Source organism: Zeaxanthinibacter enoshimensis (assembly GCF_004362865.1).
Classification (GTDB): Bacteria; Bacteroidota; Bacteroidia; order Flavobacteriales; family Flavobacteriaceae; genus Zeaxanthinibacter; species Zeaxanthinibacter enoshimensis.
In genome coordinates this window covers 732,546-751,575 of record NZ_SNYI01000002.1, presented here as the reverse complement: position 1 = coordinate 751,575, position 19,030 = coordinate 732,546, and the positions used below count along the sequence as shown (strand labels likewise).

Here is a 19,030-nt window from a genome sequence, read left to right as displayed (position 1 = left end):
TATACCTACTACATTGAATCCAAAAAAAATAGTTATTACCGGAGCACCGGGCACGGGGAAATCTTCCGTGATCCACCAGTTGGAAGACTGGGGATACTTCTGTTTCCACGAGATCATCAGGAGTATGACCCTGGAGGCCAAGAAAGCCGGTAAAATCGATCAGCAGCTAACTAATCCGCTGGCCTTTGTTGACGATCCTTACCAATTTAACCTTCAGCTTTTGAAAGGGAGGTTATCTCACTATAAGGAAGGAGCTTTATTAGACCACAACCTTGTATTTTTCGACCGGGGAATCCCGGATGTCCTGGCGTATATGGATTACTTTGGACAGGAGTATGACAATCAGTTTTTAGAGACAGCCAGGAGTAATCGTTATGATACGGTCTTCCTTCTTCCCCCCTGGAAAGAAATTTATGTTACCGATAACGAACGCATGGAAACATTTGAAGAAGCCGTAGCTCTTCATCACGCGCTAAAAGACAGGTACCAGGCACTTGGATACGAAACCCGGATAGTTCCTGAAGGCAGCGTTAAGGAGCGTACAGAACTGATCCTGGATACCCTAAAGTCGGAGCACTGATGCCAACGCCGGGAGAATTACTCAAAACCTATTGGAATTACCCGGAATTCAGAGGATCCCAGGAGGCAATCATCAATGCTGTCCTCAGTGGGCATGATGTACTTGCGCTGCTCCCTACAGGTGGTGGCAAATCTGTATGTTACCAGGTACCTGCCCTTGCCTCGGAAGGGATCTGTATCGTAGTTTCCCCCCTTGTAGCGCTTATTCATGACCAGGTAGACAGCCTGAAGCGCAAAGGGATCAAAGCCTTATCCCTGACGGGCGGGCTGCCATTTGAAGAGGTAATAAACCGGCTGGACAATTGCCTGTACGGGAATTACAAGTTCTTATACCTCTCCCCTGAACGACTGCAGCAAGACCTGGTGATGGAACGTATTACCCAGATGAATGTAAGCCTGGTCGCCATAGATGAAGCACACTGTATTTCACAATGGGGAAACGATTTCAGGCCAGCGTACCTGGGATGCTCAGTAATCCGGGAACTGAAACCCGGTGTTCCCCTGATGGCCCTGACCGCTACGGCAACTCCAAGGGTAGCACAGGATATTATAACAAATCTTCAACTTTCCGATCACCGTGTATTTAAAGATAGTTTTTACAGGGAAAACATTATATACCGGGTATTGTGGGAAGAGGATAAACATTACAGGCTGAAACAACTCTGCCAGGACACCGGGGGCAGTGTGATCGTTTACGTCCGCAGCCGGAGACAGTCCGAGGAACTGTCGGCTTTCCTGAACGCTAACGGCCAGAGCAGCGGATTCTTCCACGGCGGCCTGCCCACCAAGGAGAAAACAGCAAAACTCAATGCGTGGTTACATGGACGAACGCGGATCATGGTGGCTACTAACGCATTCGGGATGGGGATCGATAAACCTGACGTATCCCTCGTGGTTCACTACCAACTCCCGGACAGTATCGAGAATTATTTCCAGGAGGCAGGCCGGGCCGGCAGAGATGGGAATATTGCCCATGCTGTACTGCTGACCAATAAGACGGATGAAAAACAGCTGAAACGACAATTCCTGGAGACACTCCCGGGCATCGATTTTTTAAAACACCTGTACCAGAAACTGAACAATTATTTCCAGATCCCCTATGGGGATGGCAGTAATACCACGCATAACTTTCAATTTAATTCGTTTTGCGAAACTTACAAGCTCAACCCGGGACTCACTTATAATGGATTACAGATCCTGGACCAGCAATCGGTGATCTCGTTGTCGCAGCATTTTAACAGGCAGACAGAGGTACAGTTTATCAGTTCCAAGGGACAGATCATGGCGTATATGGAGCAGCACCGGGGTCAGGCCGCTGTCATCCAGGTTATCCTCAGGACGTACGGTGGAATAACGGATTACAATACCAGGATCAACGAGGTACTCATTGGCAGGAAGGCAGGTGTGCCCGAAGGAATAGTGACAAAGATCCTGAAACAGTTATATACAGATGGACTCATAGAATACAAATCCATAGTGGGTGACTTGCAGCTCACCTTCCTGGTACCGAGAGAGGACGATCGTACCATCCATACCTTTGCTAAAGAAGTCAAGGAGCACCAGCAACAGAAAACACTGAATGTTGAAGCTATGCTCAGGTACGTAAATGACGATCGCCATTGCCGGAGCAGGCAGCTGTTGCATTATTTCGGGGAAAAGACAAAGACAAATTGTGGACAATGTGATGTTTGCTTGTCCAGGTCGCCTCGTAAGCAGTGGACTGATCGTGAGAAGATTGCCGACCAGATAAAACTACAGCTTCAGCAAAGTAATTTAACTTCACGTAGTCTCCTGCATCGTCTCAGCTTTGAGGAACAGGAAGTAATTGATACATTGCGGGAAATGCTGGAAGACGGTTTAATAGGCATTAATAATAAGAATCAATATTATTTACATTAAATGAATACACTGAAGATCATCTATATGGGCACCCCGGAATTCGCGGTTGCCCCTTTAGACCTTTTAATTAAGAATGGGCACAACATCTGCGCAGTGGTCACTGCACCGGACAGGCCGGCAGGCAGAGGCCGTAAAGTCCAGGAATCGGCTGTTAAAAAATATGCGCTGGAACAGGACATTAGGATATTACAACCGACTAATCTTAAAAGCGAAACGTTCATCCGGGAATTGAACGAGCTGGATGCAGACCTGCAGATCGTAGTGGCTTTCCGTATGCTGCCAAAAGTGGTATGGCAGCACCCCAGATATGGAACTTTTAACCTGCATGCCTCCCTCCTGCCCGATTACCGTGGAGCAGCTCCTATTAACTGGGCCGTAATGAACGGGGAAGAAAAAACAGGGGTAACCACTTTTTTTATCGATGAAGAAATAGATACCGGGGAGATCATCCTGCAGCAAGAAACCCCGATAGGACCTCATGAAAGTGCAGGTGAACTTCACGATCGATTAATGGACCTGGGAGCTAGCCTGGTACTTGAAACGGTTGAAGAGATCGAAAAAGGTTCAGTAAAAACTATCACCCAGAAAGCGGCTACAGAACTCAAAGAAGCCCCTAAGCTGAACAAAGAGAATACTCGTATTCAATGGACAGCACCAATTTATGACATCTATAATCACATCCGCGGGCTGAGTCCTTACCCGGCTGCATGGTCCCAACTGACGAACGGGGACGAGGTACTTAATGTAAAGATCTATGAAGCGGTCGCTGAAGAAGCGCAGCACAACCTGGATACCGGTACTGTAATTACGGATAAGAAAGAATTAAAGATAGCCGTTAAGGGGGGGTATATATCGGTACAGGAAATACAGATGCCGGGGAAGAAACGACTCCGAATCCAGGAGGTTCTCAATGGCTATAAATTCTATAAAAATGCCAAAATGAGCTAAAGTCCCGTACTCATTGACCTCAGAGAATATCGATGAAATGCTGACTTTATCAACAATGGCCCGAAGTTATTAACAAATACCGCGATTTACCCCCGTTTTACTTGCGTTAACCGCAAATCCGTATAAATTTGTTTAAGCTTTGATATTTTAACAACAATTAATTTCTTTAAATTATGAACAAGACAGAATTAATCGATGCAATGGCAGCAGATGCCGGTATTACTAAGGCAGCAGCAAAAAAAGCATTAGAATCCTTTTTAGGAAATGTAGAGAAGTCTCTTAAGAAAGGAAACAGAGTTTCTCTAGTTGGTTTTGGATCCTGGTCAGTATCCAGAAGAAATGCAAGAGAAGGAAGAAACCCTTCAACTGGTAAGACAATCCAGATTGCAGCCAAAAACGTAGTAAAGTTTAAAGCCGGTTCAGAACTGAGCGACGCTGTAAACTAAGCCATCCTCCAAAAAATATATAAAGCACTTCTTCCGGAAGTGCTTTTTTCGTTTAAGAGGGTTTGTGATAATTAAAGATTTTATCTTATTTTTAAAAAGTACATATACTGCAACCATGGTAGGACTTAAGCCGAATAAAGGAAATTTACTGATAGCGGAGCCGGCCCTGACCGGTGATGTATCCTTTAACAGGTCTGTCGTCCTGCTCGCTGAGCACAACGACCAGGGCTCTGTTGGTTTTATCCTGAACAAACCCCTGGACTACGACATCAGTGACCTTATTGCCGAGATCCATGTACCCTTCCAGGTATTTAATGGCGGCCCTGTAGAACAAGACAACCTGTACTTTATACACAAGGTTCCTCACCTGATAGAAAACAGTGTAGAGATATCTGACGGTATTTACTGGGGAGGAAATTTTGACACCACCGTGGAACTGATCAATAATAAAACCATCACCAGCAAGGATATCCGGTTCTTTCTTGGGTATTCGGGGTGGGCCTCCCTGCAACTGGACCAGGAATTACTGTCCAAATCCTGGATTGTACTTCCCAACCAGTACGAGGCAAGTATTATTGAAAAATCGACCAATGCCTTCTGGAGAGAGAAGATGATGGAATTAGGCGGCGACTATGTCTTATGGTCCAATGCCCCGGAAAACCCCAGTCTTAATTAGCCCAGGCGCGCAACAGCATTTAATTTCCCGATCAGGTCAGCGGCTACTTTATTACCGTATTCTGCTTTCCTGTATTTGGTGACTGGCCTGATGCCCATAATACTGTTCGTTATGAACAGCTCGTCAGCTTTCTGCAGCTCAAAGGGCGACACAGCCGACTCTTCCAGCTCGTAATCCTCCAATTTACCGATAAGCTCAATAAGTTTTTTACGGATAATCCCGTTCAGGCAACCATCTTCTAAAGGAGCGGTCTTTATAGTATTACCGTGTACCACGAACAGGTTCCCGTTCAGAGCTTCCACGATATGCTTGTGCTGGTTAATGATCAGACAATTGTCATAACCATTCTCTGAAGCGAAAACGCTTCCGACCACATTGAGAAGTTTATTAGCGGTCTTCAGGGTTGAAAGGGGATCAGCATTCAGGGTATAATCCTTGAACAATTCTATTTCATAGTCGCCTCCCGGCAAAACATAGAAAGGCTGCTCTAAGGTCTCGGCCTCTACCAGGAATGAAGTGTCGTTGTTATCAGGCAGGTATCTGCCACCATCTTTTCGGAAAACAGTAAGCCTCACCCGGGCAGGTGCCTTATCCAGGTCTTTTGATCTCAATGTTTTCTGGATCTCTTCTTCCAGGAATTCCATAGTGAAACTCATTGGAATTTCCATTCTTAACATGCGCATGGACGCCATCAGCCGGAGGTAGTGGTCTTCCCAGAAATAGAGTTTGCCGTTAACAGCCCTCATGGTTTCAAACAGCGCGTCCCCGTAACGAAGTCCTCGGTTGGTATGGGTAAGTATTTTAGATTCCTCGGGATGTAACTGCCCGTCAAAATTGAACATAAAAAAAGCCTTGAAAAAATTCAAGGCCAAAGATACGGCTAATTGAAGGATTTCCTATTTGGATCCAAGAACCTGTTTCAGGTCTGATACCAGGTTGGTCCAGAGTAATTTTGCCTCCTCCACCTCGTCTTCCTCGGCAAAATCGGTGATAAAGAGCGAAACATCTTTAGTGATCTCATCAACGATGATCTTCATCTCGAAAAAAGAATCGTCGTCGCTTTCTTCCCAGGCAAATTTCACAAACTCGTCACTCTTTCTTTTTAACAGTCGCGCTTCTTCTTCAGACCCGTCCCAAATAAAATTGAATACCTCTCCCCTGGAGTTCACGTTATCGGCAAACCACTCGGATAAACCTGAAGGTGTAGAAAGGTATTGATATAATAATTGAGGCGATGCCTGAATGACGAATTCAAGCTGGAATTTCTCCTTATCATTCATTGTATTGGCTGATTTACTTCGGGCAATATATAGAAATCTGTATGATAAAAAAATAATTAAATAGGAATATTTTTGCTTCCTTAAATTTTGATGAACAAAAAATTAACCTTTATATTTGCAGCCCTTTCGGCGAGGTAGCTCAGGTGGTTAGAGCGCAGGATTCATAACCCTGAGGTCGGGAGTTCAAGTCTCCCTCTCGCTACTGTAAAACGGATCACTTTTGTGGTCCGTTTTTTTTATGCATTGATGCAACCGTTTAAGATTCCGAGTGGGGGTAGACGGTATAATACGGTTAATTGAATAGAGCAGACAGGAACCAGGTGGCGCAACGATAAGATTCAAGGTGGTGGAAGGTCAGTTCGGGAGGGGTGAAAACAAGAAAACCTTCAGATTTCTCCAAAGGTTTTCTGACTTAGGTCTCAGTATTTTACTACTGAAGTTTAAGTCTTACTAAAGTAGTTCAAGGATTGAACATAAGCAAATGTTATTTGAACTTTAACACCGATTTAGGAAATGGTGACAGATGGACGGATAGCACACAGGCAGCTACCTCAACAAATGTTCTAACGTCAATCCAACCCTTAATATCATTACCCCACCTAGCCCCTCCTGGCTCATCTGTTTTCCCAAATTCGATTATATTAGTACCCATGCAACCAACCACTTCTGATTTGTCTTCTTCCTCAAGGGGACGGATCATGCTTCTGGATGTTTACCGAGGTTTTGCGCTACTAGGAATCTTCGTGGTAAATATCGTGATCATGAATTCCACCTACCTGAACCAGGACAATTTCCTATCGCAGTTTAATGGATTTTGGGACCAGGCAGCACAGCGGGCTCTTCAGTTGTTCTTTTATACCAAATTTTTCCCGATCTTCTCCCTGCTCTTTGGCCTGGGAATCTCAATGCAGGCATTACGATTGATTGAAAAAGAAGAATACACCTATACATTTTTCGCAAGAAGGATGTTCGGGCTTTTACTATTCGGTGTTTTACATATACTGTTGCTCTGGTCCGGGGATGTACTTCATATTTATGCCATTCTGGGTTTCTTCGTTCCTCTCCTGTTACGGCTTCCGGGCCGCCTGCTTTTGTTATCCGCATTAATCCTCCTGATCTATCCTAGTTATGACCCGATACTCGAACATATATTCAATAGTTTGGGAGTGCTGCCTGGCAGTATGATCGAGACGTATGATGCAGCTTCGGTAAGGGAGGTGATCCGCGAACAGGGTTTCGTAAGCCAGCTTTCACTGAGGTTAGCAGAGTATAAGGCAAACCTTCCCATGCTATTAGGTTTCCTGGCACCACTTGCATTTTCCATGTTCCTGCTAGGATTGTACCTGGGTAAAAAAAAGTGGCACACGGCCCTAGAAGAATTAGCCGAAAAAATTATGCACCCGATGCTTATTTTATTCCTGATCACCAATGGTTACAGGCTGCTTTTCCTGTTTGTCTTGCCTGGGTTGGATTTTTACCGGGATCCGGGGGTGAGACCATTATTGATCAAAGCGATGGTAGTTTCAGATGTATTTATGGGCTTGTTTTATCTTTGGCTAATAGGATGGTTATGGAAGTACGAGGTTACCAGAAGAATCCTGAGCCCATTAAGGTATGCGGGGAGAATGGCGCTTACAAATTACCTGTTTCAAAGTGTGATTGGCGTCTTCCTGTTTACATCCTTTGGACTAGGTTTATATGAAACCCTTAGCCCTTCCCAAACGCTGATCATCGCGATCCTCATTTTTGTAGTGCAGGTATTACTGAGTCGGTGGTGGTTAACTTTCTTTCGATATGGTCCGTTGGAATGGATCTGGAGGTGTTTTTCATACAGGGAGATATTAAGCTTGCGCAGGGTAAAAATCAAGACCATCCAGCGATAAGATTTTATAGTTACAAGGCTCACTATTGTCACGGGGTTACGACAGCAGGCTTTACAATCCGCAATGACCATTCCCTTTCAAACTATCAAAACTACTCAGACAGTTCTAAAGCAACTTAAAATTGATCGGGATACTGTACGGCACCTTTACCGGTCTGCCCCTTTGTTTACCGGGGGTCATCCGGGGCAGGGAAGCGATAATACGCTCCGCTTCCTTTTCCAGCAGCTTATCAGGACCCCTGCTGCGGATGTCGGTGACATAACCATCGGTATTAATAACAAACTGTACGTATACCCTGCCCTGAATTGCCATTTCCGCGGCAATTGGGGGATACTGGAAGTGTTTTCGGACATGTAGCTGTATCTTCTCCTGGAAGCACTGCCGGATCTCCTCCTTGGTACCTTCCTCGCATCCGGGGAATACCGGTACATCTTCGATCACTGCGAAAGGTACTGTGATCTCTTCCTCTTCTTCATCCACTATCACCTCGTCCACACTCATTACACGTTCGGCAACAGCGGTTTCCTGGTCCACTTCTGTACTCAGGATAAGTGTTTCTTCTATTTCCTTGGTATCCTCAACGATCTCGATCACCACCGGGGTTGCAGGCATTACAGGCGGTGGGGGTAACAGCAGGCTTTTGGTCACCGGCACCTCTTCGTCCAGGTCCGGTTCTTCCAGGTAAGACATGACTATTTCATTCTTGACAGTCTCATAACTTTTGTACTCCAGAGCCCTCCACACCACAAAGAGCACTATGGCAAGTCCTATCACAAAATAGAGCCCGCTGTAACGGTCCAGATCTGCCTTGGGATTCTTTTTAACTTGCATGACCTCAAAATTTGACATTTAAGTTAGTATGCAAATAGCTTTAAAACACTGATTTTGGTCAGTCCTGAACTGAGTTATATGCAAAACGGGGTAAAGCACCCTCCCCTCCCCGGTTATAAGGTACATGTGGCCCATGCAGGAAGCTTGCAGGGGCGGTTAAGTTTTTTTGTGAAAAGGAAGTGCCGGAATTATGAGCCGGGGTATAACACCCTCACCTCCCCGGTTGTAAGGTACATGGGGCCAATGCAGGAAGCTTGCAGGGGCGGTTAATAATTTTCCATGCCGAAAAAGGAGTACCTAGAATTCTTACCGGGGTAAAGTACCCTCCCCTCCCCGGTTATAAGGTACATGAGGCCAATGCAGGAAGCTTGCAGGGGCAGTTAGTAATTTTCCACGCCGAAAAAGGAGTACCTGGAATTCTTCCCGGGGTAAAGTACCCTCCCCTCCCCGGTTTTAAAATACAGTTGTCCAATGCAGCATGCATGCAGGGGTGTTTTATTTTTTTTTTGGTTTCCCTTCTTAATGGCAGTGTAGTTCTATTGTTGAATACTAGTGTAACTGAGGATTCACAATTAACCGCCCACCCACATGCTGCGATCCCCGGATATTTAATTGTCCGCATTTTATAAATAAAGTACCTTTATTCTATGAAGAATATCATCTCGGAGAGGGTAGCCGACTTCCTGAAAAAATACCCGCCGTTTAATGAACTCCACGAAAAGGACCTGCTGCTGCTATCACAGGAGGTGACCATCGTTCACAGGGACAAGGGCCAGGTTGTTTTTTCCGGGGGCGAAACAGCACATCCCCATTTTTACGTGGTGCATAAGGGCGCGGTAGAACTGAGGAACGAAGGCAATAACGAGGTGATCGACCTTTGCGATGAAGGAGATATCTTCGGACTCCGGCCTCTCCTTGCCCGGGAAGAATACATTTTGCAGGCCAAAGCTTACGAAGAAAGTATACTGTATGCCATTCCTATCGAGACCTTTAAACCCTATACCCAGACCTATGAAGAGATAGGCAACTTCCTGATCGAAAGCTTTGCCTCCAATACCCGAAGCCCATATGCTAAAATGAAGGCCGAACAGGTGGCAGTGGCAATCGGTGGCGACCAGACCTTGGACCAGTCGTCCCGCATGCTCGATTTTCAACCCATCAGTTTCACCAAGAAACCGGTCTGCTGTAAACCTAAGACGACTGCTAAGGAAGTGGCCGAAATCATGACCAGCAAGAAAGTTGGTTCCGTCCTGGTGGTCGAAGATAAATTACCCCTGGGAATCATCACCGATAAAGATCTCAGGAATAACATAGTCACAGGGAAGTTACCGGTTACGGCAGAAGCCAGTAAGATCATGAGCAGCCCGGTAATTACCTATCCCGCTAACCTCACCGTCACCCAGGCCCAGATGGCTATGATGAAGGCAGGGATAAGTCATTTATGCCTTACCGAGGACGGCACCCCGGATTCCAGGATAGTCGGGGTGATCTCAAAGAACGACCTGATCGTTGCACTAGGGAACAACCCGTCTGTTCTGATCAAAGCAGTAAAGAGAGCCACAAAGGTTAAACAAGTGAAGGCCGCGCATAAAGGGATCATGCGGTTGCTGCAGGGATACCTGGACAACAATATCCCCATGTCTATCACCCTCAAGATCATTTCTGAACTCAATGATGCATGTGTTAAACAACTCATCCATATCTGTCTTGAAAAGATGCACGCCCCTCCCCCAGTACCTTTTGCCTGGCTGGCCATGGGAAGCCAGGGCCGGCGGGAACAATTACTGAAGACAGACCAGGATAATGCTATCATTTACCAGGATACAGAACCGGGAAAGGAAGAGGCTACCCAAAATTACTTCCTTAAGTTCGCTTCCAAGGTAAATAAGGCACTGCAACAGCTGGGTTATGAATATTGCCCGGCAGAAATGATGGCTTCTAACAGTAACTGGTGTATGAGCCTCATGGCATGGAAAAGCACCGTAAGCGGCTGGATATCAAACCCCGGGAAGGAGCAGGTATTGCTATCCTCCATTTTTTTCGATTACAATACCGTTTATGGGGATACAAAATTGGCTGATCAATTATCCCAACACATTTTCGAAGCGACTAAAGATTATCCCAACTTCTTTTACCACCTGGCCGAGGGGGCCCTGCAGAACCCTTCACCCTCCGGGTTTTTCAGGGACTTCCTGGTAGAACAGGATGGGGCCCATAAAGATTTTTTCGACCTGAAGAGAAGGGCACTCATGCCCCTGACTGATGCTGCACGGGTGCTGATCCTTTCTCAGCATATCAAATCGATCAGCGGTACGGTAGAACGCTACGAGAAAATGGCCGAACTGGAGGAGAATAACAGGGAACTGTACCTTTCCTGTTCCTACGCCACCAAAGCCCTGCTTAAATTCCGGGCTAAGCAGGGGATGTTGCATCACGACTCCGGGCGATTCATCGCCCTGAACACCCTGACCAAGGAAGAAAAGATCAAGCTCAAGCGTACTTTTAAAACCATCAAGGAGATTCAGACCCTGATCGCTGTACGCTTTAAGGTTTCAAATAAGGTGGTATGAACAAGACCAGTTTCTCAAGGTTCTTTTACCGGCTCTGGCGATCCATCACAGAGGCCTACAGCGATGATCTATATCAGGACCCCTGGAAGTTTGAATACGTAGTCCTGGATACAGAAACCACGGGCTTTGATTACTATACGGACCGGATCTTATGCATCGGTGCCCTGAAACTGAGGGAAGACAGGATCAACGTGAACGACTGCCTGGAGATCTACCTGGAACAACAGCACTACAACCGTGATTCTACCGAAGTTCATGGGATACTGAAGAACGAGGGAAAGGATTGTCTCGGGGAAAAGGAAGCCATGATCAAACTGATCAATTATATAGGGGATGCCATTATTGTGGCGCATCACACCCGCTTTGATATGACCATGATCAATAAAGCACTTAAACGACAGGGATTGCCCACATTAAAAAACAGGACATTAGATACTTCAAAGATGTATCGAAAAACCCTGATCGCCTCCCCCTTGCTCAAAAAAAAACCATCATATTCCCTGGACGAACTAGCTGACAAATTCAATCTCTCTAAAAAAGACAGGCATACGGCATTGGGCGATGCTTACATCACGGCCCTGGCCTTCATCCGGATAGTTAAAATACTGAGAAAGAAATACCTGAACCTTACGGTCATGGACCTGATGTAATTTACAGACTGTTTAGTGCTTCAAGTAATTAAGCACATTTTTACGGATACGCTCCTGGATATCAGATACATTCGACTTCACAAAAGTCTCCCCGGTTATCTTTTCGTACAACTCGATATAACGTTCGGAGACCGTTTCGATATAGTCATCCGGCATTTCCGGTAAGGTCTGTCCTTCCAGTCCCTGGAAGTTATGGCTGATGAGCCACTGCCTGACAAATTCTTTAGAAAGCTGTTTTTGGGGTTCCCCTTTCGCCTGCCTTTCCTCGTAACCATCAGCATAAAAATAACGGGAAGAATCAGGGGTATGGATCTCGTCGATCAATAGAATACGCCCATCCTTAGCTTTCCCGAACTCGTACTTGGTATCTACCAGGATCAGTCCTCTTTCTGCAGCGATCTCCGTTCCCCGCTTAAATAATGCCCGGGTATATTCCTCTAATTGCTTGTAATCTTCTTCCGAGACAATTCCGCGTTGCAGTATGGCCTCCCTGCTGATATCCTCGTCATGATCTCCCTGTTCTGCCTTGGTGGCGGGTGTAATAATAGGCTCAGGGAAAGCGTCGTTCTCTTTCATCCCCTCGGGCATGGCAACCCCGCAGAGGATACGTTTCCCCGCCTTGTATTCCCGCGCTGCATGTCCCGAAAGGTAGCCCCGGATCACCATTTCTACCTTGAAAGGCTCACAGGCATGTCCTACGGCCACATTAGGATCTGGCGTTGCGAGCAGCCAGTTTGGAACAATGTCCTTTGTAGCATTCATCATCTTGGTAGCGATCTGGTTAAGGATCTGTCCTTTAAAGGGGATTCCTTTAGGCATCACTACATCAAATGCTGATAACCTGTCCGTGGCGATCATTACCAGGATGTCTTTCTCTAATTGGTATACTTCCCGGACCTTGCCCTTATAAACCGAAACCTGACCTGGAAACTTGTAATCTGTAGAGGTAAGCGTATGTTTCATCAGTTCTGGTGCTCAATATTCTTATAGGCATCAATTACCTTTTTAACCAGTTTATGACGGATGACGTCCTTGTCGTCTAATTGGATCATCCCTATGCCTTCTACGTCTTTCAGGATCAGCAAGGCCTCTTTAAGACCAGAGATCACCCTGCGGGGCAGGTCGATCTGGCCGGGATCTCCCGTAATGATGAACTTGGCATCTTTTCCCATCCGGGTCAGGAACATCTTCATTTGGGCGTGAGTGGTATTCTGTGCCTCGTCTAGGATGACGAAGGCGTGATCCAGGGTACGACCTCGCATAAATGCCATTGGGGCTATCTGTATGGTACCGTTCTCAATGTACTGGGTCAGCCTTTCCGCTGGGATCATATCCCGGAGGGCGTCGTACAAGGGTTGCATGTATGGGTCCAATTTCTCCTTGAGGTCACCAGGAAGGAATCCCAGGTTCTCCCCGGCTTCTACGGCCGGTCTTGTAAGAATGATACGTTTTACCTGTTTATTTTTTAAAGCTCTGACTGCCAGGGCGACCCCGGTATAGGTTTTCCCGGTTCCTGCAGGACCGGTAGCAAAGACCATATCGTTCTTCATACTCAGATCAACCAGTTTACGCTGGTTTGCAGTCTCGGCCTTTATCATCCTGCCGTTCACACCATGTACGAGAATATCCCCGCTTCTGGCAGACGATTCGTAATCCTCTTTCCCTTCAGCCGTCAGTACACGCTCAATGACATTCTCATCGATCTTGTTGTACTTGGCAAAATGGGTGGTTAGCATGTGGAAACGCTTGTCAAATTCATCCAGGCGTTCTTCATCCCCGTATACTTTAATCTTACTTCCTCGCGCCACGATCTTCAGCTGTGGAAAATGCTTTTTCAGTAAGTTAATGTTCTCATTCTGGTGCCCGAAAAACTCTCTGGGACTGATCTCGGTAAGTTCTAAGCTAAGTTCGTTCAAAGATGGATTTTTTATAGATAGTTACCCACAAATAATATTTCGCGCAGCACTATATTTGTGTAATTTTGTTAAAACAAACTTAACCAAATTTTGGTTTGAATCACCAAAAAAATATCAACAGTCTTGCATGGCAATCATTACATTAACAACTGATTTTGGAACTAAAGATCATTTTGTAGGAGCCATAAAAGGAACCATATACAGGGAACTTGAAGATGCAAAAATTGTAGATATTTCTCATAACATCAGCCCCTTCAACATACAGGAGTGTGCCTATATCCTTAAAAACTCTTATAAAGCCTTCCCGGAAGGAACTATCCATATCGTTGGAGTTGACTCTGAACCGACCACGGAGAACAAACACCTGGCGGTGCTGGTAGACGGTCATTACTTTATCGCTGCCAATAACGGGGTGATCAGCCTGATCACGGCCAGTATCAAACCAGATAAAGTGGTTGAAATTAAAATTCCCAATCCCGCTCATGGCTCCTTCCCGGTACTCGATGTCTTTGTGCAGGTGGCATGCCATATAGCAAGGGGTGGCACCCTGGACGTTGTTGGAAAGAATTTCAACGAACTGAGAGAGCTAAAGGAATTCTCGCCGAGAATAACCAATGATGGTAAGACTATCGTGGGCAGTGTAATTTATATTGATAACTACGGGAACGTGATCAGCAACATACAACGCAGCCTCTTTGATGCCTACCGGGCAGGCCGTAAATTTGAATTGCAGGCACGCAACAAACGCCTGTACGAAGTTCATAACAAATACAGTGATATAATAAACTTTGAGCTGGAACCACAGAGCCGGAAAGGCCCGGGAGACCTGCTTGCCCTGTTTAATTCTGCCGGTTACATTGAACTTGCGATCTATAAGAGCGACCTGAATACCGTGGGTGGGGCATCCAGCCTGCTGGGTCTCAACTACAGGGATACCATCATTGTAAACTTTTTATAAATGTTCATTAGGATAGTAAAACTGACATTCAAGAAGGAAAATATTGCTAGTTTTGAGCAACTTTTTGAACAGACAAAGCACCGGATCAGGAACTTTGAGGGTTGTCTTTTCCTGGAACTGTACAGGGACAAGGAAAAAGAAGGGGTTTTCTTTACCTACAGCAAGTGGGAAAGCCCTGCCCACCTGGAACAATACAGGAAATCTGATTTTTTTAAACAAGTCTGGGGCCAGACAAAGCCCCTGTTCAGGGAAAAGGCCGAGGCCTGGAGTGTTGACCCTGTCAAAACGTTAACTTAAGTTCATGCTCGCTATCTTTAAACGGGAAATATTCTCTTTTTTCACCACCCCGGTCGCCTACCTGGTAATCGGGCTGTTCCTCCTGCTCAATGGCTTGTTCCTTTGGGTGTTTGGTGGCTCCTACAATATTTTTGAATATGGCTTTGCAGATCTGAGCCCATTCTTCCTGCTCTCCCCATGGGTGCTCCTATTACTGATCCCGGCTATCACCATGAAGAGTTTCGCGGAAGAGAAAAAACTGGGAACCCTGGAACTGCTGTACATTAAACCCATTTCCTTAAGCCAGATTGTACTGGGTAAATTCTCAGGTGCCCTGGCCCTCGTTATCCTGGCGCTTCTCCCCACCCTCTTGTACGTCGCTGCCATTTCTGAATTGAGTATAGACGGCAGCAGTCCGGATACCGGGGTGTTAACCGGCTCCTATATCGGGCTTTTATTACTGGCTGCGAATTACACCGCCATCGGGATGTTCACCTCTACCCTCACCGAAAACCAGGTTGTTGCTTTTATACTAGGCCTGGCCTTGTGTTTCCTGGCTTACTACGGATTTGAAGGCCTGGCGGGCTTGTTTAGTGAAGGCGATTCCGTTCTCGCCATTCAACAGCTTGGCATGCAGGCACATTTTGACAGTATGGCCAGGGGCGTTCTCGATTCCAGGGATCTATTGTATTTCCTGGCTGCAACATTTCTATTCCTGTCTTTAGCTATTGTGCGACTCCAAAACCAGAGAAAATAATGGTAAAAAGTAAATGGAACCTGGCCCTTACAGCCCTCGTGATCTTCGTACTGGTGCTTATCCTGGGTAATTTCTGGCATTTCAGGATCGATATGACAGAAGACCAGCGTTTTACGCTTTCCCAACCCTCGCTTGATCGGGTAAGGGCATTTGAGGGGCCCGTTGTTGTAGATGTGCTGCTGAGCGGCAACCTGCCCCCGGAATTTGCCCGTCTACAGGTCGAAACCCGGCAGGTGCTGGAGTCTTTTGCCTCCGAGAACCCGCAGGTAAAATTCAACTTTGTCGATCCTCTCGAAGATCCCGGAACTGCCGAAGCAACCCTGGCCAATTTACAGGGACTTGGATTAACCCCGGTCAATGTCACGGTCGAAGACGGTAGTAAGATGTCGCAGGAATTAGTATTCCCGTGGGCTATGGTGAATTACAAAGAGAAGACCGTAAGGGTCCCTCTATTAAAGAACAAACTGGGAGCGGATATGGAACAGCGGATCACGGGCTCGGTGCAGAACCTCGAATACGCATTTGCTGATGCTTTCACCAAACTTCTTGTAAAGGATAAAAAACGGATCGCGGTACTTAAGGGGAACGGGGAGTCGGCAGACATGAGGATCGCAGACCTCCTGGGAAACTTAAGAGAATATTACAACCTGGCAGCTATCACCCTTGATTCTGTTGCTACAAATCCCCAGGCTACCCTGGACGAACTCCGCAATTATGACCTCGCCCTGGTAGCAAAACCCAGGGAGCCCTTCACGGATGCTGAAAAATATGTTTTAGATCAATACATCGTAGGCGGGGGAAAATCACTGTGGTTAATTGACCCTGTAGCGATGGAGCTTGACAGTCTGTTCAATGAACAGGGCACTGCTATTGCCATTCCCAGGGACCTGAACCTGGACGATCTCTTTTTCAGGTACGGGGTACGACTCAACCCTGTGCTGGTGAACGACCTGTACTTTACCCAGATCGTCCTGGCGAGCGGGGAAGGATCCGGGTCCCAGTATAATCCAGTGCCCTGGTATTATAATCCTATGGTCTTCTCGGCCAACGATCATCCTGTTAACACCAACCTGGAGGCACTCCGCATGCAATTCGCCAGTACTATTGATACCCTGGCCACCGGGCCAGAAAAGACCATACTCTACAGCAGCTCTCCCCTCTCCAGGATTGACGGCGCGCCCTTGCAGATCAGCCTGGATATGATCAATACCCCCCCGGACAAGGATCGATATCTTCCCGGGAACTTCCCCTTGGCTGTATTGCTCGAAGGTGAATTCCCTTCTGCCTACGCCAACCGGGTGAAGCCTGTGGAACTGAATAATCCGGTTACCCGAGGAGGACAAAGTAAAATGATCGTCATCGCCGACGGGGACCTCGTAGAAAACCAGGTACGCAACGGGAGACCCCTGGAACTCGGTTATGATAAGTGGACCAATAATTTCTACGGGAACAAGGATTTCCTGATTAACAGTGTGAATTACCTGCTCGATGACAGCGGACTTATAAACATCCGAAGCAAGAAAATAGAGATCCCCATCCTCGACCAGGAGCAGGTTGCAGAACAGAAAGCCAGGTGGCAGCTCATAAACATCGGACTTCCCATCGGCATCATCCTGTTGCTCGGACTGGGAGGCAACTGGCTGCGGAGAAAAAAATACAGTCGCTAAGTGTTGATAAGTTTGTTTTACACACTAACACAATTGGGATATATTTGCTTAATTGCAATTCCAAAAAATATAACGGTACATACTTCGTATTCGCAATATTTGAATTAAAAATCACTCATGAAATTTCTTGTTTCCAGTACTTATTTATTAAAACAACTACAAGTTTTAGGAGGCGTTATTAACAATAGTAACACCCTGCCCATTCTCGATAATTTCCTATTTGATCTCAAGGGTAACCAGCTTACAGTCTCCGCTTCGGACCTGGAAACTACCATGAGTACCATCCTGGAAGTAGAATCTGATTCTGAAGGAGTGATCGCGGTACCGGCACGACTGCTGTTAGACACCCTGAAAACCTTTCCGGAACAGCCTTTGTCGTTCGTAGTAGAGGACAACAATACGGTAGAGATCAGCAGCAACCACGGTAAGTATGCCCTGGCTTATGCTGATGGGGCCGAATTCCCGAAAGCAGTTGAGCTATCTAACCCGAGTTCCACTACCATTATGGGGGATATCCTGGCAACAGCGATAACAAAAACCCTTTTTGCTGCAGGAAACGATGATCTGCGCCCGGTGATGAGCGGAGTATTCTTCCAGTTCTCCACCGAAAGTCTCACCTTTGTGGCTACAGACGCCCATAAACTGGTAAAATACCAGCGGAAAGATGTAACAGCATCAGAGGTGGCCGAATTCATTATGCCTAAGAAACCATTAAACCTGCTGAAAGGTATACTGGCCGGCAGCGAAGAAGAGGTAAAAATAGAATACAACGACAGTAACGCGAAGTTCAGTTTTGAGAATACTGAACTTATCTGCAGGCTGATCGATGGAAAGTATCCGAATTACGAAGCGGTTATCCCAAAAGAGAACCCGAACAAGCTGACCATCTCCAGGAACCAATTCCTGAGCTCGGTAAGAAGGGTTTCTATTTTCTCCAATAAGACCACCCACCAGATCCGTTTGAAGATCGCCGGGGCCGAACTGAATATTTCAGCCGAGGATATAGATTACAGCAACAAGGCCGAAGAACGCCTTACCTGTACCTACCAGGGTGACGACATGCAGATCGGGTTCAATTCGCGCTTCCTCGTAGAAATGCTGGGGAACCTCAGCGCAGACGAAGTGTCACTGGAAATGAGCCTCCCGAACCGGGCGGGTATCCTTACCCCAATTGACGGACTGGATGAAGGGGAGCACGTAACCATGCTTGTAATGCCAGTAATGCTCAACAATTAAGAGAAGTCCCGGATAAAATATAAAATCCTGTTCATGGTGTATGAACTGGATTTTTTGCTTTAAGAAATGAAGGGGATCGTCAGGAAATAGGTGGGTTCTTCCCCATTGCTGGCTCGTACCGCGTTTACTATAGGGAGTATAAATCCTAGGATAGCAGCTCCTATTAATGTCAGTATTCCTAATCCCAACAAAAGGATCGCGGGGATACTCAGGATCACATACAGCAATAAACTCAATTGCAGGTTCACAGCGGCCTTCCCGTGTACATCCATCCCTTCTACCTTATCCGTGCTGGTCAGCCAAATGATCAAAGGAACAATCAGCCCGCCAAACCCGATCACGTAACATAACAATTGTGTTAAATGGGTGATCACAAGTAAAGAGGTGTCTTTTCTAAGCCCGGTTTGGTTAACAACTTCCATTTTGATAAGTATTAAGTGAATAATCAGTTACTTATA

19 protein-coding genes and 1 tRNA gene are annotated in these 19,030 nt (G+C 46.3%); 14 read left to right on the top strand and 6 right to left on the bottom strand.

The genetic code is table 11. The features are described from left to right. Window positions 1-13: 13 nt before the first annotated feature. The 5 genes from CLV82_RS09475 to CLV82_RS09455 all read left to right on the top strand — a co-directional run bounded on the left by CLV82_RS09475 (window position 14) and on the right by CLV82_RS09455 (window position 4,548). Entirely contained in the window at window positions 14-580 is a 567-nt protein-coding gene (locus CLV82_RS09475; RefSeq protein ID WP_133644061.1) for an AAA family ATPase, read from the top strand. Further along, window positions 580-2,478, top strand: a complete 1,899-nt coding sequence (locus tag CLV82_RS09470; protein WP_133644060.1) for a RecQ family ATP-dependent DNA helicase — start codon at window positions 580-582, stop codon at window positions 2,476-2,478. Before CLV82_RS09475 ends, CLV82_RS09470 begins: the two co-directional genes overlap by 1 nt. Then, window positions 2,479-3,426 (top strand): methionyl-tRNA formyltransferase, encoded by a 948-nt coding sequence (fmt, locus tag CLV82_RS09465; protein ID WP_133644059.1) that lies wholly within the window; start codon window positions 2,479-2,481, stop codon window positions 3,424-3,426. Between the two features lie 173 nt (window positions 3,427-3,599). Then, a complete protein-coding gene (locus CLV82_RS09460) occupies window positions 3,600-3,872 on the top strand; it encodes an HU family DNA-binding protein (protein ID WP_133644058.1) in 273 nt (90 codons plus the stop codon). Window positions 3,873-3,987: 115 nt separating this feature from the next. Beyond that, on the top strand, window positions 3,988-4,548 hold the full coding sequence (locus CLV82_RS09455; RefSeq protein WP_133644057.1) for a YqgE/AlgH family protein: 561 nt from the start codon (window positions 3,988-3,990) through the stop codon (window positions 4,546-4,548). Here the strand turns inward: CLV82_RS09455 and CLV82_RS09450 are convergent. Then, window positions 4,545-5,390 (bottom strand): aminotransferase class IV, encoded by an 846-nt coding sequence (locus CLV82_RS09450; protein ID WP_133644056.1) that lies wholly within the window; start codon window positions 5,388-5,390, stop codon window positions 4,545-4,547. The genes CLV82_RS09455 and CLV82_RS09450 overlap by 4 nt on opposite strands. A 54-nt stretch (window positions 5,391-5,444) precedes the next feature. Beyond that, entirely contained in the window at window positions 5,445-5,828 is a 384-nt protein-coding gene (locus CLV82_RS09445) for an START-like domain-containing protein (protein WP_133644055.1), read from the bottom strand. A 128-nt stretch (window positions 5,829-5,956) separates the two neighbouring features. Between CLV82_RS09445 and CLV82_RS09440 the strand changes: the two genes are divergently transcribed. Together CLV82_RS09440 and CLV82_RS09435 are read left to right on the top strand one after the other, a co-directional pair. After that, a tRNA-Met gene (locus CLV82_RS09440) sits at window positions 5,957-6,030 on the top strand. 448 nt (window positions 6,031-6,478) lie between these two features. Then, window positions 6,479-7,711 carry a DUF418 domain-containing protein gene (locus tag CLV82_RS09435; protein WP_133644054.1) on the top strand — a complete coding sequence of 411 codons (1,233 nt, stop codon included), beginning with the start codon at window positions 6,479-6,481 and terminating at the stop codon, window positions 7,709-7,711. A 105-nt stretch (window positions 7,712-7,816) separates the two neighbouring features. Here CLV82_RS09435 and CLV82_RS09430 read toward each other — a convergent pair whose 3' ends face one another. Next, window positions 7,817-8,542, bottom strand: a complete 726-nt coding sequence (locus CLV82_RS09430) for an energy transducer TonB (RefSeq protein ID WP_133644053.1) — start codon at window positions 8,540-8,542, stop codon at window positions 7,817-7,819. A 647-nt stretch (window positions 8,543-9,189) separates the two neighbouring features. On the opposite strand from CLV82_RS09430, the gene CLV82_RS09425 reads away from it, so the two are divergent. Next, window positions 9,190-11,112 (top strand): DUF294 nucleotidyltransferase-like domain-containing protein, encoded by a 1,923-nt coding sequence (locus CLV82_RS09425; RefSeq protein ID WP_133644052.1) that lies wholly within the window; start codon window positions 9,190-9,192, stop codon window positions 11,110-11,112. Next, window positions 11,109-11,762 (top strand): 3'-5' exonuclease, encoded by a 654-nt coding sequence (locus CLV82_RS09420; RefSeq protein WP_133644051.1) that lies wholly within the window; start codon window positions 11,109-11,111, stop codon window positions 11,760-11,762. The genes CLV82_RS09425 and CLV82_RS09420 overlap by 4 nt, the downstream gene beginning before the upstream one ends. Before the next feature lie 12 nt (window positions 11,763-11,774). On the opposite strand, the gene CLV82_RS09415 is transcribed toward CLV82_RS09420, so the two are convergent. Together CLV82_RS09415 and CLV82_RS09410 are read right to left on the bottom strand one after the other, a co-directional pair. Further along, entirely contained in the window at window positions 11,775-12,725 is a 951-nt protein-coding gene (locus CLV82_RS09415; protein ID WP_133644050.1) for a phosphoribosylaminoimidazolesuccinocarboxamide synthase, read from the bottom strand. Beyond that, the gene (locus CLV82_RS09410; protein ID WP_133644049.1) at window positions 12,725-13,678 is read right to left on the bottom strand and encodes a PhoH family protein; all 954 of its coding nucleotides are present in this window, start codon (window positions 13,676-13,678) and stop codon (window positions 12,725-12,727) included. The genes CLV82_RS09415 and CLV82_RS09410 overlap by 1 nt, the downstream gene beginning before the upstream one ends. A 127-nt stretch (window positions 13,679-13,805) precedes the next feature. Between CLV82_RS09410 and CLV82_RS09405 the strand changes: the two genes are divergently transcribed. The 5 genes from CLV82_RS09405 (at window position 13,806) to dnaN (ending at window position 18,572) form a co-directional block, all read left to right on the top strand. Next, on the top strand, window positions 13,806-14,636 hold the full coding sequence (locus CLV82_RS09405; protein ID WP_133644048.1) for an SAM hydrolase/SAM-dependent halogenase family protein: 831 nt from the start codon (window positions 13,806-13,808) through the stop codon (window positions 14,634-14,636). Next, window positions 14,637-14,933, top strand: coding sequence for a putative quinol monooxygenase (locus CLV82_RS09400; protein WP_133644047.1), 297 nt, complete (start codon window positions 14,637-14,639; stop codon window positions 14,931-14,933). It begins immediately after the preceding gene. Window positions 14,934-14,937: 4 nt separating this feature from the next. Beyond that, window positions 14,938-15,669, top strand: coding sequence for a gliding motility-associated ABC transporter permease subunit GldF (gldF, locus tag CLV82_RS09395; RefSeq protein ID WP_133644046.1), 732 nt, complete (start codon window positions 14,938-14,940; stop codon window positions 15,667-15,669). Beyond that, entirely contained in the window at window positions 15,669-17,336 is a 1,668-nt protein-coding gene (gene gldG, locus CLV82_RS09390) for a gliding motility-associated ABC transporter substrate-binding protein GldG (RefSeq protein ID WP_133644045.1), read from the top strand. Before gldF ends, gldG begins: the two co-directional genes overlap by 1 nt. 117 nt (window positions 17,337-17,453) lie before the next feature. Next, window positions 17,454-18,572, top strand: a complete 1,119-nt coding sequence (gene dnaN, locus CLV82_RS09385; RefSeq protein WP_133644044.1) for a DNA polymerase III subunit beta — start codon at window positions 17,454-17,456, stop codon at window positions 18,570-18,572. A 59-nt stretch (window positions 18,573-18,631) separates the two neighbouring features. On the opposite strand, the gene CLV82_RS09380 is transcribed toward dnaN, so the two are convergent. Continuing rightward, complete coding sequence (locus tag CLV82_RS09380; RefSeq protein WP_133644043.1) at window positions 18,632-18,994, bottom strand: DUF4870 domain-containing protein; 363 nt, start codon at window positions 18,992-18,994, stop codon at window positions 18,632-18,634. Window positions 18,995-19,030: the final 36 nt, after the last annotated feature.